The sequence below is a fragment of the Pseudomonas helleri genome, assembly GCF_009600315.1.
Lineage (GTDB): Bacteria > Pseudomonadota > Gammaproteobacteria > Pseudomonadales > Pseudomonadaceae > Aquipseudomonas > Aquipseudomonas helleri_A.
The window spans coordinates 1-22,425 of sequence record NZ_WIWC01000059.1 but is presented as its reverse complement, the minus strand read 5'-3'; the positions used below and the strand labels follow the sequence as shown (position 1 = coordinate 22,425).

At 58.0% G+C, this 22,425-nt stretch carries 15 protein-coding genes and 1 other RNA gene; 6 read left to right on the top strand and 10 right to left on the bottom strand.

Features of this window, described 5'->3' with window-relative positions; genetic code table 11:
* Positions 1-113: 113 nt before the first annotated feature.
* The 8 genes from recR to GHN86_RS21955 form a co-directional block, all read right to left on the bottom strand.
* The gene (gene recR, locus GHN86_RS21990; protein ID WP_122783036.1) at positions 114-716 is read right to left on the bottom strand and encodes a recombination mediator RecR; all 603 of its coding nucleotides are present in this window, start codon (positions 714-716) and stop codon (positions 114-116) included.
* 117 nt (positions 717-833) lie between these two features.
* Positions 834-1,172, bottom strand: coding sequence for a YbaB/EbfC family nucleoid-associated protein (locus GHN86_RS21985; protein ID WP_095002765.1), 339 nt, complete (start codon positions 1,170-1,172; stop codon positions 834-836).
* A gap of 77 nt (positions 1,173-1,249) precedes the next feature.
* A complete protein-coding gene (dnaX, locus tag GHN86_RS21980) occupies positions 1,250-3,295 on the bottom strand; it encodes a DNA polymerase III subunit gamma/tau (RefSeq protein WP_153377362.1) in 2,046 nt (681 codons plus the stop codon).
* A gap of 226 nt (positions 3,296-3,521) precedes the next feature.
* Positions 3,522-3,618: signal recognition particle sRNA small type (gene ffs, locus GHN86_RS21975), an RNA gene on the bottom strand.
* Between the two features lie 365 nt (positions 3,619-3,983).
* On the bottom strand, positions 3,984-6,341 hold the full coding sequence (gene ligA, locus GHN86_RS21970) for an NAD-dependent DNA ligase LigA (protein ID WP_153377361.1): 2,358 nt from the start codon (positions 6,339-6,341) through the stop codon (positions 3,984-3,986).
* A gap of 97 nt (positions 6,342-6,438) precedes the next feature.
* Positions 6,439-7,317 (bottom strand): cell division protein ZipA, encoded by an 879-nt coding sequence (zipA, locus tag GHN86_RS21965; protein ID WP_153377360.1) that lies wholly within the window; start codon positions 7,315-7,317, stop codon positions 6,439-6,441.
* A 257-nt stretch (positions 7,318-7,574) separates the two neighbouring features.
* On the bottom strand, positions 7,575-11,063 hold the full coding sequence (smc, locus tag GHN86_RS21960) for a chromosome segregation protein SMC (protein ID WP_323369139.1): 3,489 nt from the start codon (positions 11,061-11,063) through the stop codon (positions 7,575-7,577).
* A 2-nt stretch (positions 11,064-11,065) separates the two neighbouring features.
* The gene (locus tag GHN86_RS21955; protein WP_153377359.1) at positions 11,066-11,725 is read right to left on the bottom strand and encodes a GntR family transcriptional regulator; all 660 of its coding nucleotides are present in this window, start codon (positions 11,723-11,725) and stop codon (positions 11,066-11,068) included.
* Positions 11,726-11,950: 225 nt separating this feature from the next.
* Here GHN86_RS21955 and xdhA point away from each other — a divergent pair, with 225 nt between their 5' ends.
* Genes xdhA through guaD form a run of 4 tightly spaced genes read left to right on the top strand, consistent with a single transcriptional unit; the run spans position 11,951 to position 17,954 of the window.
* Positions 11,951-13,408 (top strand): xanthine dehydrogenase small subunit, encoded by a 1,458-nt coding sequence (gene xdhA / locus GHN86_RS21950; protein WP_323369138.1) that lies wholly within the window; start codon positions 11,951-11,953, stop codon positions 13,406-13,408.
* On the top strand, positions 13,401-15,812 hold the full coding sequence (xdhB, locus tag GHN86_RS21945; protein ID WP_153377358.1) for a xanthine dehydrogenase molybdopterin binding subunit: 2,412 nt from the start codon (positions 13,401-13,403) through the stop codon (positions 15,810-15,812). The genes xdhA and xdhB overlap by 8 nt, the downstream gene beginning before the upstream one ends.
* A complete protein-coding gene (gene xdhC / locus GHN86_RS21940) occupies positions 15,805-16,647 on the top strand; it encodes a xanthine dehydrogenase accessory protein XdhC (protein WP_153377357.1) in 843 nt (280 codons plus the stop codon). The genes xdhB and xdhC overlap by 8 nt, the downstream gene beginning before the upstream one ends.
* An 8-nt stretch (positions 16,648-16,655) precedes the next feature.
* Positions 16,656-17,954: a guanine deaminase gene (guaD, locus tag GHN86_RS21935; RefSeq protein WP_153377356.1), complete on the top strand. Its 1,299-nt coding sequence runs from the start codon at positions 16,656-16,658 to the stop codon at positions 17,952-17,954.
* A gap of 154 nt (positions 17,955-18,108) precedes the next feature.
* Here the strand turns inward: guaD and GHN86_RS21930 are convergent, their stop codons facing one another.
* Entirely contained in the window at positions 18,109-18,876 is a 768-nt protein-coding gene (locus GHN86_RS21930; protein WP_153377355.1) for a GntR family transcriptional regulator, read from the bottom strand.
* Between the two features lie 237 nt (positions 18,877-19,113).
* Between GHN86_RS21930 and GHN86_RS21925 the strand changes: the two genes are divergently transcribed.
* On the top strand, positions 19,114-20,304 hold the full coding sequence (locus GHN86_RS21925; protein WP_153377354.1) for a benzoate/H(+) symporter BenE family transporter: 1,191 nt from the start codon (positions 19,114-19,116) through the stop codon (positions 20,302-20,304).
* Between the two features lie 202 nt (positions 20,305-20,506).
* Entirely contained in the window at positions 20,507-21,511 is a 1,005-nt protein-coding gene (locus GHN86_RS21920) for an NADP-dependent oxidoreductase (protein ID WP_153387297.1), read from the top strand.
* A gap of 44 nt (positions 21,512-21,555) precedes the next feature.
* Here the strand turns inward: GHN86_RS21920 and pyrF are convergent, their stop codons facing one another.
* Positions 21,556-22,254 (bottom strand): orotidine-5'-phosphate decarboxylase, encoded by a 699-nt coding sequence (gene pyrF / locus GHN86_RS21915; protein ID WP_194286178.1) that lies wholly within the window; start codon positions 22,252-22,254, stop codon positions 21,556-21,558.
* Positions 22,255-22,425: the final 171 nt, after the last annotated feature.

The following is a 22,425-nucleotide window of genomic DNA, read 5'->3' as shown; positions in this document are numbered from 1 at the left end:
AAGGGCTCAATGTGTCGTATTAAAAAGTGTTCGCTATGTCTCCGAACAAAGTGTTCGCGATGTCCCCGGTCCATACAGGGAGAGGGCTAGGGTGAGGGGTTTTTCGCCTACGACTACAAAACGATCGGCCGACGCCCGGAAAACGAGTGAGCCAAGGTCCCGCCATCCACCAGCTCCAACTCACCGCCCAACGGCACACCGTGGGCGATGCGCGATGCGATCAAGCCCTTGTTGCTCAACAACTGGGCAATGTAATGCGCTGTCGCCTCCCCCTCGACCGTCGGGTTGGTCGCCAGAATCACTTCGCTGAACGTCCCCTGCTCAGCTATGCGCGCCATCAGCTGCGGAATGCCGATAGCCTCAGGCCCCAAACCATCCAAAGGCGACAAATGGCCCTTGAGCACGAAATAACGCCCGCGGTAGCCGGTCTGTTCAACGGCGTACACATCCATCGGCCCTTCCACCACGCAGAGTAAGGTGTCATCCCGGCGCACATCGGCGCACTGCGGGCACAGGTCGTCTTCGGTCAAGGTTCTGCACAGTCGACAATGCCCCACGCCGTCCATCGCCTGACTCAAGGCCAGCGCCAGACGCGACCCGCCACTGCGATCACGCTCCAGCAATTGCAGGGCCATGCGCTGTGCCGTTTTTTGACCCACACCCGGCAAGGTGCGCAAGGCATCGATCAATTGGCGAATAAGGGGGCTAAAGCTCATAAGGAAAGGTCCGACAAAACAACGAGAAGCGGTTTATACCCGCAGGGTGAAACCAGGTCAAACACCCGTAAAACAGGCAAAAAAATGCCAGGCGCGGGGCCTGGCATTTTCAGCGCCTTAGAACGGCATCTTCATGCCCGGTGGCAGTTGCATGCCAGCGGTAACGCCCGACATTTTGTCCTGGCTGTTGGCTTCGATCTTGCGCACGGCGTCATTGACGGCGGCGGCGAACAAGTCTTCCAGCACTTCGCGGTCATCTTCACTCACACCTTCAAGCAGTGTCGGGTCAATGCTCACACGCTTGACGTCGTGACGACCGGTCATCACCACCGTCACCATGTCGCCACCCGCTTTACCGGTGACTTCGGCGTTGGCCAGTTCTTCCTGCATCTTGGCCATTTTTTCCTGCATTTGCTGCGCCTGCTTCATCAGGCCGGCCATGCCACCTTTCATCATGGGAATCACCTCAAACGTTATTTGGACAATGCACCCGCGGCCTTAAGAACCCCGAGCTGTAAATGTTTACCTTGGCGTTACGAGGCCTTGGCCTCTTCAACGTCAACAGGCTGGATCGTATCGTCGCGGACTGCCGCACCGAATTGTTCAATCATTTTCTGCACCAGCGGATCTGCATAAATCGACTCTTCAGCCAGGCGCTGTCGCTCTGCCCGAAAACGTGCCGCTGCCTGAGCCGGGGTTTCCTGCTCGGGCTTGACCAGTTCGATAGTGACTTTGAGTGTGCGCTGATGGTACTGGTTCAGTGCGTCGTTGAGTCGGCGCTGCTGAGTCGCGTTGAACAGCGCACTGTGCGCCGGGTCCAGATGCAGCAACCAGTTATCACCCTCCACCGCCATCAAGGTGCAGTTGGCACCGATGCTCGCCGTCATACCCGATACCGGTAATTTGGGGAACATATTCAGCCATTCAAGGGCCAGGCCCGTGGCTGGCATGGCCGCCGGCATCGGCTCAGGCTCTGGCGCCGGTTCAGCGGCATGCTCACTGGCCAGCTCATCAAGGTAGCTGTAGGCAGCCGAGTCCATATCAGGCTCGATGTAGTCTTCATCCAACGGCGGCTCGTCGTCGCGATCCATCCCCGACAACGCGGCGTCAACCTGATCTACCGTGGGTTCAGGCATGGACGGCGCCACCCACTCGGGTGCGTCCGGCACCACACTGTCAGGGGTCGGCAGCGGCATCGGCGGTAACTCGGGCGGCTCGCTGACCGTATCCAGCATCGCCTCAGGCACTATAGCCTCATCAACCACCGGGACAGACGGCTCGTTCCACGGCAAATCCACCGGCGGTGGCGCAGTCACTTTGGGCGCTTCAACAGGTGCCGGCACGGTCTCAACGACCGGCTCAGGCTTGGGCACCTCCACCGCCGCCTTGGCGGCCGGAGCAACAGGCACTGGCGCCGCCACGGATTGAGCGGAATCAACTGTGGCCTGGCTGATCCCCACTGGCTTTAGCGACTGACTCGGCGAGTCTGTCGCATCCGCCGGGCGGAAGGCCAGCATGCGCAGCAAGACCATCTCAAAACCGCCTCGCGGGTCGGGTGCCAGCGGCAAATCGCGGCGACCAATCAGGCCCATCTGGTAATAAAACTGCACGTCTTCAGCCGGCATCGCCTTGGCCAGCGCCAGCACGCGATCGCGGTCGCCGTGACCATTGTCGACGCCTTCGGGCAACGCCTGAGCAATGGCAACACGATGGAACACGTTGAGAATCTCGGACAGCACGCCATTCCAGTCCGGGCCTTGCTCGGCCAAATGACGAACCGCTTCCAGCAATGCCCGCGCATCGCCTTCAATCAAGGCGTGCAGCAGATCGAATACCTGACCATGATCGAGGGTGCCGAGCATCGCCCGCACATCCGCCGCCAGCACTTTACCCTCGCCAAAGGCAATCGCCTGATCGGTGAGGCTCATGGCGTCACGCATCGAACCATCTGCCGCACGGCCCAACAGCCACAGCGCGTCGTCTTCGAACGGCACGTTCTCGACACTCAGCACATGGCTCAAGTGTTCGACCACGCGCTCAGGGGTCATGTTTTTCAGCGAGAACTGCAAGCAACGAGACAGTATGGTGGCGGGCAGCTTTTGCGGATCTGTTGTCGCCAGAATGAATTTGACGTAGGGCGGCGGCTCTTCCAGTGTTTTGAGCAGCGCGTTGAAGGAATGGCTGGAGAGCATGTGCACTTCGTCGATCAGGTAGACCTTGAAGCGCCCGCGGCTTGGGGCGTACTGCACGTTGTCAAGCAGCTCGCGGGTATCTTCCACCTTGGTGCGGCTGGCGGCGTCGATTTCGATCAGGTCGACAAAACGGCCCTCATCGATCTCACGGCACACCGAGCACTCGCCGCACGGCGTCGAGGTGATACCTGTTTCACAGTTCAGGCATTTGGCGATGATCCGCGCAATGGTGGTCTTGCCGACACCTCGCGTCCCGGTAAACAGGTAGGCGTGATGCAGGCGCTGACTGTCCAGGGCGTTGATCAGAGCCTTGAGCACATGGGTCTGGCCGACCATTTCGCGGAACGAGCGCGGACGCCATTTACGTGCAAGAACCTGATAACTCATTGATAACCGTCGCGTCTGAAAAGCGGAAGGGGCTAATGCTAGCGGAGCAAGGGCAAAATTGCATCCGATGCGCACTTTAAACTGCCGGGAGCAGTTGAAGCAGATTTTCTGCGCCCACACAAAAATGTCGACTTAAGCGCGAAGCGTCGATTGATTTTTGGATGAGGGAGAGACTGAATTTCTGACTAAAAGCCCTGGCAAATGAGGACTTTTAAAATGGAGGCAACCCCACCAGCCACACCCCGGCACACAATGTTCCCGCTGTGGCTGCTTCCTTCCGGATCTGACCAGGTTCACGGGTAATCGTTGCGGAGGGACCGATAGGGTCACCATAACAACATCCGCTTAGCAGCGAACGGCGCCATTGTACCTGTCTGAGAAAAACTTACAACCGCTATGGCTGAATAAAAAAATGAGCAGGCTCAATGACTTGGATTATGAGGTGCTGATCTGCTTGCCGCTGGTCTGTTGCTGATCAAGCAAGGAACGCCAAATCCCTGTAGCAGCTGACGAGTCGTGCGAGGCTGCGTTCGACGATGTAATCGTCGTCAGCGCTATAAATGCGCTGTATCTGAAACAAAAAATCCGGCCATCAGGTAGGCCTGATGCACCGGATTGAATGGATTTGCGACGGCTACGCCGCCGATCGCAGCCTCGCACGACTCGTCAGTTGCTACAGGGATTAGCCCTAAATCGAAATGCCTTGCTGCGCCAGGAACGCAACGAAAGCTTCTTCATCCAGCACTTTAAGCCCGAGTTCATTGGCTTTGACCAGTTTGGAGCCTGCACCCGGCCCCGCCACCACGCAATGGGTTTTGCCAGACACCGAACCCGACACCTTGGCGCCCAGGCTCTCAAGCTTGTCCTTGGCCACATCACGGCTCATCAATTCCAGCGAACCGGTCAATACCCACGTCTGCCCGGCCAGCGGCAAGCCTTCTACCGCCTTTTTCTCGCTCTGCCAATGCATGCCGAAGTCTCGCAGTTGCGCCTCTACCGCCAGCGCCATGCGCGCATTCTCAGGAGCGTCGAAGAAGTCGCGTACCGCCTTGGCTTGCTTCTCGGGCAACGCCTGGCGCATATCGAGCCAATCGGCATTGATCACGCCTTCCAGTGAGCCAAATTTATCCGCCAGTTTCTGCGCACCGCCCGGCCCCACGGAAGGAATATGCAATTTATCGATCAGCCCTCCGAGGGTGGCACTGGCCGCAAATTCGGCACCCAGCTCGCCCTGATCCTGCAATTCAAGCCCGCGCTCAAGCAACTGTGCGATCACTTGCTGGTTGTGCGCATCGTTGAAGAAACTGTGGATCTCGTGAGCCACTTCCAGCCCGACATCCGGCAGGTACGTGAGCACTTGTGGCAAGGCACGCTGCACACGCTCCAGCGAGGCCAACGAACGGGCCAGTACTTTCGCCGTCTCTTCACCCACGTCCGGAATACCCAGCGCATAGATAAAGCGCGCCAGTGTCGGACGTTTGCTGTCAGCGATGGCCGCCAGCAAATTCTTGCTCGACAGTTCGGCAAAACCTTCAAGGTCGACAATCTGCTCGAAGGTCAGGGTGTACAGGTCGGCCGGTGAATTCACCAGACCTTCGTCCACCAGTTGCTCCACGCTCTTTTCGCCCAAGCCTTCAATGTCCATGGCGCGGCGCGACACGAAATGAATAATCGCCTGCTTGAGCTGCGCACCACAGGCCAACCGACCGACACAGCGATACACCGCCCCTTCGCTGATGGTTTCGCGGCCCTTGCTGCGTTTGATCAACTGCGTGCGCTCAACGTGGGAGCCGCACACCGGGCAATGCTCAGGAATATGCACTGGGCGCGCATCGGCAGGCCGACGCTCAAGCACCACCTGCACGACTTGCGGAATCACGTCGCCAGCCCGGCGGATTATCACCGTATCGCCAATCATCAACCCCAGACGCGCCACTTCGTCCATGTTGTGCAAGGTGGCGTTGGACACCGTAACCCCCGCGACTTTCACGGGTTTGAGGCGCGCCACAGGCGTGACCGCGCCGGTACGGCCCACCTGAAACTCCACATCCAGCAGCTCGGTCAGCTCTTCCATCGCCGGGAATTTATGCGCAATGGCCCAGCGCGGCTCACGCGCACGAAAGCCCAGTTCGCGCTGCGACGCCAGGCTGTTGACCTTGAACACCACGCCGTCAATTTCATACGGCAGGGACACGCGGCGCTCACCAATGTCACGGTAGTAATCCAGGCATTCACCGATACCCTTGGCCAGCTTCAGCTCGTGACTGATGGGCATGCCCCATTGCTGCAACTGTTTAAGGTTGCCGATGTGAGTGTCCGAGATGTCTACAGAGACCTGCCCCAACCCGTAGCAACAAAATTCCAGCGGGCGACTTGCGGTGATTTTCGAGTCCAACTGACGCAAGCTGCCCGCTGCCGCATTACGCGGGTTGGCAAACGTCTTGGCACCCACGGCCAGTTGAGACTCATTAAGACGCTCAAAACCCGCCTTGGACATAAACACTTCACCGCGCACTTCCAGCACGGCGGGCCAGCCAGCGCCCTGCAGCTTGAGCGGAATGTTACGCACGGTGCGCACGTTGACGCTGATGTCTTCCCCCGTAGTGCCATCACCACGGGTTGCACCGCGCACCAGAACGCCATCTCGATACAGCAGGCTGACCGCCAGACCATCGAGCTTGGGTTCACAGCTGTACTCGACTTCAGCGCCGCCGCCGAACAGATCACCTGCGGGCAGGTCCAGCCCTTCACGCACCCGACGATCAAAGTCACGCATGTCGCTTTCTTCAAATGCGTTGCCCAAACTCAGCATTGGCACTTCGTGACGCACTTGAGTGAAGGCGGACAAGGCCGCGCTGCCGACACGCTGGGTCGGTGAGTCAGCGGTGATCAGCTCAGGATGCTCAGCCTCCAGCGCTTTCAGCTCGTTGAACAGTCGGTCGTATTCAGCGTCCGGAATGCTCGGCTCGTCCATCACGTGATAGCGATAGTTGTGCTGATCAAGTTCAGTGCGCAGCTCTAGAATGCGTGTTTTGGCGGAGGTCATGGCGGGCGTCTCTCACAAAGCAAAAGAGCAGCCTGGGCTGCTCTTGAGTGATTCATTTCATGTATCAGCGGGGGCCAGCACGCCAGCCCCCACCTGTTCAGCGTTTATGGGTCAGGGCGCGACGCTCGAATTCGACGATGCGCTGACGGTAATGCTCGATGGTCTGGGCCGTCAAAACACTGCGCTGATCGTCTTTAAGCTCACCGTTGAGCTCTTTGGCCAGCTTGCGGGCAGCCGCCACCATCACATCAAACGCCAGTTTTGGGTTGCGCGGGCCCGGCAAGCCGAGGAAGAAGCTGACCGCAGGAGTACTGAACAGGTCAATATCGTCCAGATCAAACACACCCGGCTTCACGGCATTGGCCATGGAGAAAAGCACTTCACCGTTGCCAGCCATGCTTTCGTGGCGATGGAATATATCCATTTCACCAAATCGCAGGCCGCTTTCGAGAATATTCTGCAACAGCGCAGGCCCCTTGAAGCCATTGGTATCGCGGCTGATGACGCTAATGACCAATACTTCTTGTGCTTCTGGTTGAGGCTGGGCTTTCTCTTCAATGGCCGATACCGCAGGCGTCGAACGACCGCGCGGCTTGGCGTCATGAACAAAGTCGTCGTCACGAGCGCTGAGGCTCGGGCCGTCATCTTCAAGATCAAGGTTGAGGTTCAAATCACCCTGACTGGGCTCGCCTGCACGCTTGCTGCGCTTGGCGCCCTTGTCACGGGCCGACATGCTGACCGATGGCAAGTCGTGCTCATCGAGTTGCGGCTCTTTATGACCCGGGGTGTCCAATACTCGGGAAGGACCGAGCAACTCAGCGCTGGTCTCCTCGTCCGGGGCATTGGAAAAGCTGCGATCCAGGCGAAACTTAAGCTTGCCTTTGCCACCGCGCATACGGCGCCAGCCATCAAAAAGAATACCGGCGATGACCACTATGCCGATGACGATCAGCCACTCGCGCAGACCGATTTCCATGTAATCCCGTGCCCCTAAAAAATAATTCTATGAAGAAGAGCCTAAAGCCCTTTAAAACGTGGCGCCAACTCTATGTTCTGAATGGCGTTTTGCCCACGTACAAAAAATGAAACGCTAAATTAGCACGACCAAAGATAACTTTACACCGTCCGTCGCATTGAGCTAGTGCCGTGTGACCTTCGCTCCATGAACAAATTCGGTCAGTTATCCAGGAAATCACTTACTAACAAAAAATTTCGCCCTTACATGCTTATAGCTCATGCATCGACCATTGCCATTGCCTCCTCGACATCGACCGCTACCAGACGCGAGCAACCCGGCTCATGCATTGTCACGCCCATCAACTGATCGGCCATCTCCATGGCGATTTTGTTGTGGGTGATGTAGATGAACTGCACGGTCTGCGACATCTCTTTTACCAGTCGGGCATAACGGCCCACGTTGGCATCATCCAGCGGTGCATCGACTTCATCGAGCATGCAAAACGGTGCCGGGTTGAGTTTGAAAATGGCAAACACCAAGGCCAGAGCCGTCAGTGCTTTCTCGCCACCGGACAGTAAATGAATCGTACTGTTCTTCTTGCCCGGTGGACGCGCCATGATCGTTACCCCTGTATCGAGTAAATCTTCGCCCGTCAGTTCCAAGTAAGCGCTGCCACCACCGAAAACTTTTGGGAAAAGCGCCTGTAATCCACCATTTATCTGATCAAAGGTATCTTTGAAGCGGCTGCGCGTCTCTTTGTCGATCTTGCGAATCACGTTTTCCAGCGTTTCAAGCGCCTCGACCAGATCGGCATCCTGGGCATCCAGATAGCGCTTGCGCTCGGACTGCTGCTGATACTCATCAATGGCCGCCAGGTTGATTGCACCCAGACGCTGAATACGCGCTGCAATGCGCTCCAACTCTTCTTCGGCCTGTTGTTCATTGATCTCGTCATTGAGGGTGGCCAGCACGCCATGCAAGTCATAACCATCCGCCAGCAACTGATCTTGCAGCGTGGTGCGGCGCACCGTAAGGGCTTGCCACTCCATACGCTGCTGCTCAAGCTGGCCGCGAATCAACTGCGACTGCTGCTCTGCCTGATTGCGACGCTTTTCAGCCTCGCGCAGTTCGCGGTCGGCATCTTCAAGGGCCGCCTGAGCCACCTTTAGTTCTTCATCGACGGTCAAGCGCTTGTCGAGCAACTCTTCGAGCTTAAGACGCAGTTCCTCAAGAGGGGCTTCGCCCTCCTCCAGATTGAGGTTGAGCTGTTCACGCTTTTCAGCCAGACGCTCGGCCTGCATTTCAAGCCGCTCAAGGGCCTGACGGGTGGAATCGTGTTGCGCTTTGAGCGAGCCCAATCGAACCGCCAGTTGGTGCGCATGATCCTTGTGCTGACGCGCTTCCTGACGCACCCGATCGAGCCGCTCGCGCAGGCTGTCGCGCTGAGCCAGCAGCAATTCGCGCTGCTGGGTGTCGGTGGCCATGGCGTCCAGTGCGTCCTGAAGCTGCAAGCGAGATTCACCGACGTGCTCGTGCTCAAGGGCACGCTGCTCACCCAACTCGGCCAGCTCTTCATCAAGACGGCGACGACGCAAGGTCAATTGCTCGACCTTGGCTTTACTGGCCGACAGCTTCGCCTTGATCTCGCCTTGCTGACGAGCTTCGTCCTGCAAGCGACGGCGCACCTGCTCACGAGCGTCTTCTTGCGTCAGTTGTTGCTCGCGCAGGTGCTGCAACTGCTCCTCAAGGGTCGCCAAGGTAGCTTCACGCTCATCGCGCTCCAGGCCCAGACGCTGGATTTCCTGACCGCGCGCCAACACGCCGCTTTCGGCCTCACTGGCACGGCGCACCCGCAAAAAGTTACGGCCCACCCAATAGCCGTCGCGGCTGATCAGGCTTTGGCCGTCCACCAATTGATTGCGCAAAGCCAGCGCCTGTTCAAGCGTCTCTACCGGCTTGACCTGACCCAACCACGGCCCGAGGTCAAAGTCAGCTTCGACCTTATCCAACAAGCTGCCCGACCTGCGATCAGCCTGAGTACCGGTACTGAACAGACGCAAGTCGCCTTGAGAAAATCCGGGAAGATCAAGCGCGGCAAAATCATCCACCAGCACGGCCTGAAGGTCGGCGCCCAGTACGGTTTCAACTGCAAGCTCCCAACCCGCCTCAACGCGCAACCCTTCAGCCAGCCGCGGACGTTCCGCCAGCTGCTGCTCACGCAGCCACTCACCGGCGCCCGTGCCCGGATCCAGTGCCGCTTGCTGCAAGGCTTCAAGGGAAGCCAGACGACCATTGAGGCGCTGCAACTCGCCTTGTGCCTGTTGTTGATTCTGCGTGGCCTGCTGCAAGTCATGGCGCACCTGCTCAAGCCGCTCAACCAGCTGCTCTTCTGCTGCTTGCAATTCTTCGTGGGTCAGCTCGCTGGTGGCGAGTAATTCACTCAGCTCAAGAATGGCCGCGTCTTCAGGGTCTGCCGCGAGCAAGGCACGCTCTTCTGCCAGGCGCCGCTGACGCTCAGCCACGCGCTCCATGCTGGTTTCCAGCTGCTGGATACGGGCCTGCAAAATTTCAGACTGACGCTGGGGCTCAGCGGAGCGCAAATTGAACGCATCCCACTGCTCTTGCCAGCCGTGCATGGTGTGTTCGGATTCTTCCAGCGCGGCGGCGGCCTCTTCAGCCGCAGCCGTGGTCAGCTCTTGCTCGGGCGCGAGCATTTCCAGCTCCTCACCCAAGGTGGCGAGCATCGTGCGGTCGTGCCCCAGATGTGACTCGGTTTCGAGCCGCGAGCGTTCCGCTTCACGCAAGTCATCCTGCAACTGGCGCAATCGCTGCTGACCGTGCTGAATGCTTTGCTCGACCCGAGCAATGTCGCCACCGACCGAATAGAAGCGTCCTTGCACCAAATTGAAGCGCTCTGACAGATCATGGTGCCCGTCACGCAAGCGTTCGATGCTGGCATCGGCATTGCGCTGTTCGGCCACCAAGGCCTCGAAGCTGACTTCCTGATTACCGATGACCGCTTCGCGCTGACCGACCTGATCGTTCAGCGCCTGCCAGCGCAAGGCCGACAGTTGGGCCTTGAGCTGGCGCTCTTCGGCTTTGTATTCCTGATATTTCTCGGCGGCCTGCGCCTGACGGTGCAGGCGCTCAAGCTGACGCCCCAGCTCTTCTCGCAGGTCGGTCAGACGGGCGAGGTTTTCGTGGGTTCGACGAATACGGTTTTCAGTCTCGCGGCGGCGCTCCTTGTACTTGGAGATGCCTGCCGCCTCTTCGATAAAGTTGCGCAAGTCTTCAGGCTTGGACTCGATCAGCTTCGAGATCATGCCCTGCTCAATGATCGAATAGCTGCGCGGGCCAAGGCCGGTGCCGAGGAAAATATCGGTGATGTCGCGTCGCCGGCACTTGGTGCCATTGAGGTAATAGGTGGTCTGGCTGTCGCGAGTCACTTTACGGCGAATGGAAATTTCGGCGTACGCCGCGTACTCGCCCAACAAAGTGCCATCGGAGTTATCGAAGACCAGTTCGATACTGGCCTGACTGACCGGCTTGCGGGTTGTGGAGCCATTGAAAATGACGTCCGTCATCGACTCGCCACGCAGGTTTTTGGCCGAACTCTCGCCCATCACCCAACGTACGGCGTCGATAATATTCGACTTGCCGCACCCGTTAGGACCCACAACCGCGGCCATATTGCTCGGAAAGTTAACCGTGGTGGGATCGACGAAAGACTTGAAGCCAGCCAGCTTGATACAGGTCAGACGCACACTCAGGCACCCGTCAAGGCAGACAGCACCAGCGCACAACTGCGCTGGGAGTAGCAGCTCAATATCACCCGAACTTGCGGCAAATCACGCGCCAGCACGGCCTCGAGCAACTGCGCGAAGAGGGCTAGAAATTCGCTCATTTCGGCCTTGCGCTGTTCCAGTGCAAGGTAATAGGCACGACTCATGGCCGGCTGCAGGTTTTCGACGGTTTCCTGCAAGTACGGGTTATCCGCAAACGGATACGCCGCACGCATCACATTGAAGCTGTCTTCGACAAAGGCGCTGATGTCCTGACGCTCGAGGCTGGCGGTCAACCGCTGCTGGATTTGCAGGAACGGTCCCAGGTCAGCGGGTTCCGACCAGCGCTGGGCCACGGCATTACCGAGCAGGATGTACATCTCGCTCATCAAGGTACACAGGCTCTGCACATTGTGCGGGGTCAGTTCAGTTACATGGGCGCCGCGCCGAGGCAGGATGGCGATCAAATGGCGGCGCTCAAGGATCAGCAATGCTTCGCGCACAGAACCACGGCTGACATTAAGCGCCAGCGTGACTTTCTGCTCTTGAATACGCTCCCCGGGCTTGAGATCCCCGCGAATGATGCGTTCGGCGAGGTGGTGAGCGATTTGCTCGGCGAGGCTGTCCGGCGCCTTGAACGTCATGTTTTACCTTCAGAATCTTTGATCAGTGCAAGCGGCGCAGTGTAACTCAGTTGATACGTGCTCGCGCAGAGGCCCAAGCGCCCAATTTGGCACGATTTAAGCAATTAAATCGGGTGGATATGAATTCCGGGGATCGCTGAAGCCCTTTTGTTGACCCCAAGGTCAGCTTTGACTAGATTCAGCAGATCCCGCCTGAAGAAAAATAATGATTTTGCGAGGTGATCCGTGATCCAGTTCCTACTTAACCAGACGCTGCGTACTGAGCACGCACTGGATCCGAATGTCACCGTGCTGGAGTACTTGCGCGAGCATGCGCACAAACCCGGCACCAAGGAGGGGTGCGCCAGCGGCGACTGCGGCGCCTGCACCGTCGTCGTCGGCGAGTTGCACGCCGATCAGGAAGGCGCCGAGCAGTTGCGCTACCGCAGCATCAATGCCTGCCTGACCTTTGTTTCAACCCTTCACGGCAAACAACTGATCAGCGTCGAAGACCTCAAGCACCAAGGTCAACTGCACAGCGTGCAACGGGCAATGGTGGACTGCCACGGCTCACAGTGTGGTTTTTGCACGCCGGGGTTTGTCATGTCGCTGTTCGCCCTGCAAAAAAATACCACGGGCATTGATGATGGCCAGCAGGCCCACGAAGCCCTCGCAGGCAATTTGTGTCGCTGTACGGGTTACCGGCCGATTCTGGCGGCTGCCGAACAGGCTTGCTGCACTCGCCAACCGGATCAATTTGATGCGCACCACAGCCAGACCGTCACCCGCCTTAAAGCCATCGCAACCGCGCCGCCCGCTGCGTTGCACACCGGTGACAAACGCTGGCTTTCACCCTTGACCAGCAATGAGCTGGCCGACCTGTATGAAGTGCACCCACAGGCACGCCTGCTGGCGGGCGGGACTGATCTGGCACTGGAAGTCACTCAGATGCATCGCCCGCTAACGGTCATGATTCATGTCGGCAATGTGGCCGACATGAAGCACATCGAACGCGTCGACAATCAGCTGGAAATCGGCGCCGCTGTCACGTTGACCGACGCGTATACAACGCTCAAATCTGAATACCCCGACTTTGGGGAATTGCTGCAGCGTTTCGCCTCACTGCAAATTCGCAATCAGGGCACGTTGGGCGGCAACATTGGCAATGCGTCACCGATTGGCGACACACCGCCCCTGCTCATCGCACTCGGCGCGCAGCTTGTTCTGCGTAAAGGCGCGGTTCGTCGCACACTGGCGATAGAAGATTTCTTCATCGACTACCGAGTGACAGCGCGTCAGGAAGGCGAATTTATTGAAAAGATCGTCATACCCTGCGCGAATCCGAGCCATACCTTTCGCGCCTACAAAGTATCCAAACGTCTGGATGACGACATCAGCGCAGTCTGTGCAGCCTTCAACCTGCGCATCGAACAGGGCCGAGTAGCTGAAGCACGCATCGCCTTTGGTGGGATGGCTGCCACAGCGAAACGGGCCGCACGCTGCGAAACCGTTTTACTGGGTTCACCCTGGAACTCGGCCACGATTGAAAACGCCTGCGCCGCACTGGCTGACGATTTCACCCCGCTCTCCGACTTTCGCGCCAGCAAGGAATACCGCTTGTTGAGCGCGCAAAACCTGCTGCGTAAATATTTCATCGAGCAGCAAACACCCCACCTTGAAACGCGGGTGACGGCTTATGTCTAACCATCACACGATCGAACCGACACAGGCCGAACTCAGCGCCCTCTTCCGGCAAGACTTGAAGACCGGCGTGGGCCGTAGCGTCAAACACGACAGCGCCGAGAAACATGTATCCGGCGAAGCGCAGTACATCGACGACCGCCTGGAGTTTCCTAACCAACTGCATCTGTACGCACGCTTGTCCGACCGTGCTCACGCCAAAATCCTCAAGGTTGATACCTCACCCTGTTATGCCTTTGAGGGCGTGCGACTGGTGATTACCCACATCGACATTCCCGGCCTGAAAGACATCGGCCCGCTGCTGCCCGGCGACCCGCTGCTGGCCATCGACACCGTCGAGTTTGTCGGCCAACCGGTGCTGGCAGTGGCCGCATGCGACCTGGACACCGCACGCAAAGCCGCGATGGCGGCCATTATTGAGTACGAAGATCTGGAGCCCGTGCTGGACGTGGTGGAGGCTTTGCGCAAAAAACATTTTGTGCTCGACAGCCACACCCACCAACGCGGCGATTCCAGCAGCGCGCTGAGCAAAGCCACTCATCGCCTGCAAGGCAATTTGCACATTGGCGGGCAAGAACACTTCTACCTGGAAACGCAAATTTCTTCTGTCATGCCCACAGAAGATGGCGGAATGATCGTGTACTGCTCGACGCAGAATCCGACTGAAATTCAGAAACTGGTGGCCGAAGTCCTCGACGTTTCAATGAACAAAATCGTCGTCGACATGCGGCGCATGGGCGGAGGTTTCGGCGGCAAGGAGACACAAGCCGCCAGTCCGGCCTGCTTGTGCGCCGTGGTGGCACGATTGACTGGCCAGCCGACAAAAATGCGCCTGCCGCGTGTCGAAGACATGATGATGACCGGCAAGCGTCACCCGTTTTACATCGAATATGACGTCGGCTTTGATGATCAGGGCAGACTGCAAGGGATAAAGCTGGACTTGGCGGGCAACTGCGGCTACTCACCGGACTTGTCCAACTCAATCGTTGATCGCGCCATGTTCCATGCCGACAACGCCTACTACCTGGGTGACGCGACCATCAACGGCCATCGCTGCAAGACCAACACTGCGTCGAACACCGCCTACCGTGGCTTTGGCGGGCCGCAAGGGATGGTGGCCATTGAAGAAGTCATGGACCGCATCGCCCGCCATTTGAGTCTCGACCCGCTGACCGTGCGCAAGGCCAACTATTACGGCAAGACCGAACGCAACGTGACCCACTATCACCAGACTGTGGAACACAACCTGCTCGATGAAATGACCGCCGACCTGGAAGCCAGCAGCCAGTACGCAGAGCGGCGCGAAGCGATCAAAGCCTTTAACGCCAGCAGCCCTGTCCTGAAAAAAGGCCTGGCGTTGACGCCGGTCAAATTCGGTATTTCCTTTACCGCCAGTTTTCTCAATCAGGCCGGCGCTCTGATCCACATTTACACCGATGGCAGCATCCACCTCAATCACGGCGGCACCGAGATGGGCCAAGGCCTGAACATCAAAGTGGCGCAAATGGTGGCCGAGGTGTTCCAGGTCGACGTCAGCCGGGTGCAAATCACCGCAACCAATACCGACAAAGTGCCTAATACCTCGCCTACCGCAGCTTCCAGCGGCAGCGACCTGAACGGTAAAGCTGCACAAAACGCCGCTGAAATTATCAAGCAGCGGCTTGTGACCTTTGCCGCAGACAAATATCAGGTCGAGCCTCACGCGGTGCTTTTCCGCAATGGCCAGGTACGCATTGGCGAACAACTGGTGAGCTTCGAAAGCCTGATCCAGCAGGCGTACTTCGGTCAGGTGTCGCTGTCGAGCACGGGCTACTACAAAACACCGAAGATTTTTTATGACCGCACACAAGCACGGGGCAGGCCGTTCTACTATTTCGCCTTTGGCGCCGCCTGTGTCGAAGTCATCATCGACACCCTGACCGGCGAATACAAAATGTTGCGCACGGACATCCTGCACGACGTCGGCGCTTCGCTGAACCCGGCCATCGATATAGGTCAGGTCGAAGGCGGCTACCTCCAGGGTGCTGGCTGGCTGACCATGGAAGAACTGGTGTGGAACGCCAAAGGCAAACTGATGACCAGTGGCCCGGCCAGCTACAAAATCCCGGCCGTCGCCGACATGCCGCTGGACTTGCGCGTCACCTTGGTTGAAAACCGCAAAAACCCTGAAGACACCGTTTTCCACTCCAAAGCCGTGGGTGAGCCACCGTTCATGCTCGGCATCGCGGCGTGGTGCGCCATCAAGGATGCGGTGGCCAGCCTGGCTGATTACCGCGTACAACCCAGCATCGACGCACCGGCTACCCCCGAACGCGTGCTGTGGGGCTGTGAGCAAATGCGCAAACACAACGCCAATACATGCCGGACTCTGGAAGCCGTCGCCGTCGAAGGATATTGCGATGAATAACTGGATAAGCGCCCTCGCCGACTTGCAGCAGCAAGGCGAACCTTGCGTGCTGGTGACCATCATCGAAGAACGCGGCTCAACCCCTCGCAATGCCGGTTCGAAAATGGTGATCAGCGCCACCCGCACCTACGACACCATTGGCGGCGGGCATCTGGAATACAAGGCAATGAACATTGCCCGCGACATGCTCGAAAGCGGCAAACAAGACACCCAACTGCAGCGCTTCAGCCTTGGCGCGAGTCTGGGCCAGTGTTGCGGGGGTGCAACCGTGCTGCTGTTCGAACCGATGGGACAAGTGCAAGCGCAAATTGCCGTATTTGGCGCGGGCCACGTAGCCCGCGCCTTGGTTCCGCTGCTTGCCAGCCTGCCGTGCCGCGTGCGCTGGATCGATTCACGCGAACAGGAATTCCCCGAGCACATTCCATCGGGCGTGCGTAAAATCGTCACCGATGAACCCGTCGACGAAATAGCTGATCTGCCAGCCGGTTGCTACTGCATCGTGATGACGCATAATCACGCTCTGGATCTGGAACTCAGCGCCGCGCTGCTCAAACGCAACGACTTTACTTATTTTGGCTTGATCGGCTCCAAAACCAAGCGTGTCAAATTCGAGCATCGCCTGCGCGACCGGGGTATCAGTCCACAACACCTGCAGCGCATGCGCTGCCCGATGGGCCTGAGTGAAGTCAAAGGCAAATTGCCTGTTGAAATCGCCATTTCCATCGCCGGCGAAATTATCGCCACCTACAATGCCCATTTCGGCCAGCACAGCGCCCGCGCCGAACCCATTACGCACTTGCTGCCGTCATCAAGACGCAGCCACGCCACGACTTGAGAAACATCATGACCCGCAAAGCCTACCGCGCCGCCATCTTGCACAGCATCGCCGACCCAGCCGAAGTCGGGATAGAAGCGTCCTACGAGTATTTCGAAGACGGCTTGCTGGTGGTTGAGAACGGTCAGATCAGCGCTGTCGGCCACGCCAGTGAACTGCTGGCGACACTGGCAGCTGACACACCCATCACTGAATACACCGACGCGCTGATAACGCCGGGCTTTATCGACACCCATATCCATTTTCCGCAGACCGGCATGATCGGCGCCTACGGCGAGCAGTTATTGGACTGGCTGAATACCTACACATTCCCGTGCGAAAAACAGTTCGCCGACAAGGCGCACGCCGACGAAGTCGCTGATATTTTCCTGAAGGAGCTGCTGCGCAACGGCACCACCACCGCACTGGTCTTTGGTAGCGTTCACCCGCAATCGGTCGACGCCCTGTTTGAGGCCGCCCAACGTTTGGATCTGCGTTTGATCGCCGGCAAAGTGATGATGGACCGCAACGCGCCCGACTACCTGACCGACACTGCCGAGTCTGGCTACAGCGAAAGCAAAACCCTGATCGAGCGCTGGCACGGCAAAGGCCGCTTGCATTACGCCGTCACCCCCCGCTTCGCCCCCACCAGCACCCCTGAACAACTGACCCTGGCCGGCAAGCTGCTGGGCGAATACCCGGACCTGTACCTGCACACCCATATCAGCGAGAACCTGCAGGAAATCGAGTGGGTGAAGTCGCTGTTTCCTGAGCGCAAAGGCTATCTGGATGTATACGACCACTACCAGCTGCTGGGCGAACGCTCAGTATTTGCCCACGGCGTACACCTGTGTGATGAAGAGTGCGCACGGTTGGCCGAAACGGGCTCGGCCGTGGCGTTCTGCCCGACATCCAACCTGTTTTTGGGCAGTGGTCTGTTCAACCTGCCGATGGCCGAAAAGCACAAACTCAATGTCGGCCTGGGGACGGATGTGGGCGCGGGCACCAGCTTTTCGCTGCTCAACACCCTGAACGAAGCCTATAAAGTCATGCAACTGCAAGGCGCCCGCCTCAACCCATTCAAATCGCTGTATCTGGCGACCTTGGGCGGAGCACGGGCACTGCGACTTGAAGACCGTATCGGCAACCTGCAACCGGGCAGCGATGCCGATTTTCTGGTGCTCGACTACAACGCCACGCCGTTGATGAGCTATCGCCTGCAGCAGTCGAAAAACATCGCCGAAACGCTGTTTGTATTGATGACCCTGGGCGACGACCGCACCGTGAAAGAGACTTATGCCGCGGGGAATTTGGTGCACACACGCTAGATAACACGTGATTTCGTAGCAGCTGCCAAAGGCTGCGTCCGGCGGCGCAGCCGTCGTAAAGTCGCAGAATGCGTTATTTCAGGTAGGCCGCATTCGCTCAACTTATGATCACTGCATGATCGGACGTCGCCTTCGGCAACTGCTACGAAAAGCCTTAGAGTTTGGGGGCTGAGCGTGAATTTTTGCTCTTGGTTTGCAGCAAGTGCGAAAACACCGCGTGCAAATCATCCGAAGCGCTTTCTTCGTCAAGGTTGAGTTTGCTGTCGATGTGATCCATGTGGTGCATCATCAAATGCACCGCCTGCTTGGCATCGCGCGCTTCGATGGCATCAATCAACTGCATGTGCTCGTCATACGAGCAGTGTGAGCGGTTGCCACTCTCGTACTGGGCAATGATCAAGGACGTCTGCGACACCAGACTGCGCTGGAAGCTGATCAAGGGCGCATTCTTCGCCGCCTCGGCCAATTTGAGGTGGAACTCACCCGACAGCCGAATCCCAGCCCCGCGATCACCGCGGGAAAAACTGTCGCGTTCATCCTGCACCATGCCGCGTAATTGCGACAAATCCTCGGCGGTAGCATGCACAACCGCCAGCTCCGTGATTGCCTTTTCAACCAGTCGACGGGCGAAAAACACCTGGCGGGCTTCCTCTACACTCGGACTTGCCACCACCGCGCCACGATTGGGCCGCAACAGCACGACACCCTCGTGAGCCAGACGGGACAGCGCGCGTCGAATAATGGTACGGCTCACCCCAAAGATTTCGCCCAGCGCTTCTTCGCTCAACTTTGTGCCAGGCGCCAGACGCTGTTCGAGGATCGCTTCGAAAATATGCGCGTAGACGATGTCGTCCTGGGTTCCCGTGCGGCCGGTCTTGCCTGCGCGAGGTTGTTTCTTGAGAGGCTGCAACTGTTCGTTCATGGGCACTCGTGTGGGAAAGCGGCGGCGGATAGGCGCTACGTTAATACGTAAACGGGCGTCGCTGACAGAGAATTAATGCGAAAAAAGCAGCGCGCATTGTACACAACCTGCAGTGCCAGTACGACTGTACGGTCATTTGCGCCCCTGTCTGTATGGCAATGAAATGTAACGTTTGCGCTTAGGCTGACACCAGCTTCACCGCAACCATATTTATTCAAGAACAAGGACTCTCGCTTCATGAACGACGCCACCCTGCCGCGCCTTCACCCGCTGACCGACATGTCACCCTCGGCGGTGGTTGCCGGATTTATCGCCATGATGACCGGCTACACCAGTTCACTGGTGCTCATGTTCCAGGCTGGCCAGGCGGCGGGCCTGAGCAGTGGGCAAATTTCGTCGTGGATCTGGTCGTTGTCGATTGGCATGGCGGTATGCAGCATAGGCTTGTCGCTGCGTTATCGCACGCCCATCACCATTGCCTGGTCGACACCCGGTGCCGCACTGCTGATTACCAGCCTGGGTGGCGTCCGGTATGACGAGGCCATCGGCGCCTACATCACCTGTGCGGTGCTGGTGATCATTTGCGGCATGACTGGCAGCTTCGAGCGGCTGGTCAAACGTATACCCGCATCACTGGCTGCAGCATTGCTGGCCGGCATCCTGTTCAAAATCGGCAGTGAAATATTCGTCGCAGCCCAACATCGCACCGGGCTGGTGATCGGCATGTTCGCCACCTACTTGATCGTAAAGCGCCTGAGCCCACGCTATGCCGTTTCGGCCGCCTTAGTGATCGGCACCCTGCTCTCCGGTTTGCTGGGTCTGCTGGACTTCAGTGGTTTTGCTCTGGAGGTGGCCGTGCCCGTGTGGACCACGCCTTCATTCTCGCTGGCGGCCACTATCAGCATCGGGATTCCATTGTTTGTAGTCGCCATGACGTCGCAAAACATGCCGGGGATTGCGGTGCTGCGCGCCGATGGTTACACCGTCCCAGCCTCCCCCCTGATCACTACCACGGGCGTGGCCTCGCTGCTGCTGGCACCCTTTGGCTCACACGGCATCAACCTCGCCGCGATCAGCGCCGCCATCTGCACCGGCCCGCATGCTCACGAAGACCCGAAAAAGCGCTACACGGCGGCGATGTGGTGCGGGATTTTCTACGGTATTGCCGGCATTTTTGGGGCCACACTGGCGGCGCTGTTCGCCTCCTTGCCCAAAGAACTGGTGTTGTCGATTGCAGCGCTGGCCCTGTTCGGTTCGATCATCAACGGTTTGACCATCGCCATGAGCGAAGCGAAAGAACGCGAAGCGGCGCTTGTCACCTTCATGGTGACGGCATCAGGCATGACACTGTTTTCGGTTGGCTCGGCGTTCTGGGGCATCGTGGCGGGGGTTTTGACCTTGATGATCTTGAATTGGAAAACCAGGTAGGAGCTGGGACATACGCCCAACCGGGTGAAGGCTGCCGCATACTCAGCCTTCTTTGAGTCAGCTCTTATTGATCGAAGTGATAAACACCCGGCCACAACAATCACTAAAACTGATAAAAAACCATTCGTAACGCAGCGTTCACTTGCTGACACCCTCTAAAAGGTCTATCAACAGGCTTTGTCTTCAAAGCTGAGAGCCTGCGATGACCACCGAGACCAACCGCCAATTTCTTCTCGCCAAACGCCCCGTTGGCGCAGCCACCCGCGACACCTTTACTTACCAGCAAGTCCCGGTCGGGCAACCGAAAGAAGGACAGATTCTGGTCAAAAACCAGTACTTGTCACTCGATCCGGCGATGCGTGGCTGGATGAATGAGGGCAAATCCTATATCCCGCCCGTGGGCCTGGGTGAAGTCATGCGCGCGTTGGGTGTCGGCCAAGTGATTGCCTCCGCCCACCCGGACTTTGCGGTTGGCGACTATGTGAATGGCGCCTTGGGTGTTCAGGATTACTTCCTGGGAGAGCCACGGGGCTTTTATAAGGTCGATCCAAAACTTGCCCCCTTGCCGGTGTATTTGTCTGCACTGGGCATGACAGGCATGACCGCCTATTTCGCACTGCTCGAAGTCGGCGCACCTAAAGCCGGAGAGACTGTAGTGATTTCGGGGGCCGCCGGCGCCGTGGGCAGTATTGCCGGGCAAATAGCCAAGCTCAAAGGCTGCCGCGTGGTGGGCATTGCCGGGGGCAAAGAGAAATGCAACCTGCTGATCGAAGAACTCGGCTTTGACGGGGTGATCGATTACAAGAACGAAGACGTCATCGCGGGCCTGAAACGTGAATGCCCTAAAGGGGTGGACGTGTACTTTGACAACGTGGGCGGCGATATTCTCGACGCAGTCCTGAGCCAGCTGAACTTCAAAGCCCGGGTCATCATCTGTGGCGCCATCAGCCAGTACAACAACAAAGAGGCCGTAAAAGGTCCGGCCAACTACTTGTCATTGCTGGTCAATCGCGCGCGTATGGAAGGGTTTATCGTGATGGATTATGCCGACCGCTATGTCGCTGCGGGGCAAGAGATGGCGGGATGGCTGGCCAAGGGCCAATTGAAAAGCAGAGAAGATATTGTCGAGGGTCTGGAAACGTTCCCGGAAACCCTGATGAAATTGTTCAGCGGTGAGAACAACGGAAAATTGATTCTAAAGGTCTGAAATCGTGATCGCTGCCGCGTAAATGCGGCAGCGATCACTGACCCTTAAGCCAGCTCAGCAACCACAGCAGCGAGAGCTTGGGCCGGGTCCGCGGCCTGGCTGATCGGGCGGCCAATTACCAGATAATCCGAGCCTGCATCCAGCGCCTGACGCGGCGTCAGAATACGACGCTGGTCATCCACAGCGCTGCCCGCAGGACGAATACCCGGCGTCACCAATTGCAGTGACGGGTGCGCGGCTTTCAGCGCTTGCGCCTCCAGAGCCGAACAGACCAGACCATCCATACCGGCTTTTTGCGCCAAGGCTGCCAGGCGCAATACCTGCTCCTGTGGCTCGATATCCAGGCCAATGCCGGCGAGGTCTTCGCGTTCCATACTGGTCAACACCGTCACACCGATCAGCAGCGGTTGGGGGCCAGTGCGCTTGTCGAGCACTTCACGGCAGGCAGCCATCATGCGCAAACCGCCGGAGCAGTGAACATTGACCATCCACACACCCATCTCGGCAGCGGCTTGCACCGCCATTGCGGTGGTGTTGGGAATGTCGTGGAATTTAAGATCGAGGAATACTTCAAAACCCTTGTCACGCAGCGTGCCGACAATTTCCGAAGCACAGCTGGTGAACAACTCTTTACCCACTTTGACGCGGCACAACTTAGGGTCCAACTGATCGGCCAGTTTCAGTGCGGCGTCGCGCGTAGGAAAATCCAGGGCAACGATAATAGGAGTCTGGCAGTCGGACATTAGCGGGTTCTCAGGCTGGTCGAAATCGGCGCGCATTGTAGCGGAACCAGCTGCCCATCGGCACCCGATGATCGAATTTTCACGATTTTAATCAGTATGCGATCCATAAACCCCACCTGCCCAACAGTGGGTTAACGGCTTACCGTGGCATTTCTGGCGAGCAGTTCCACG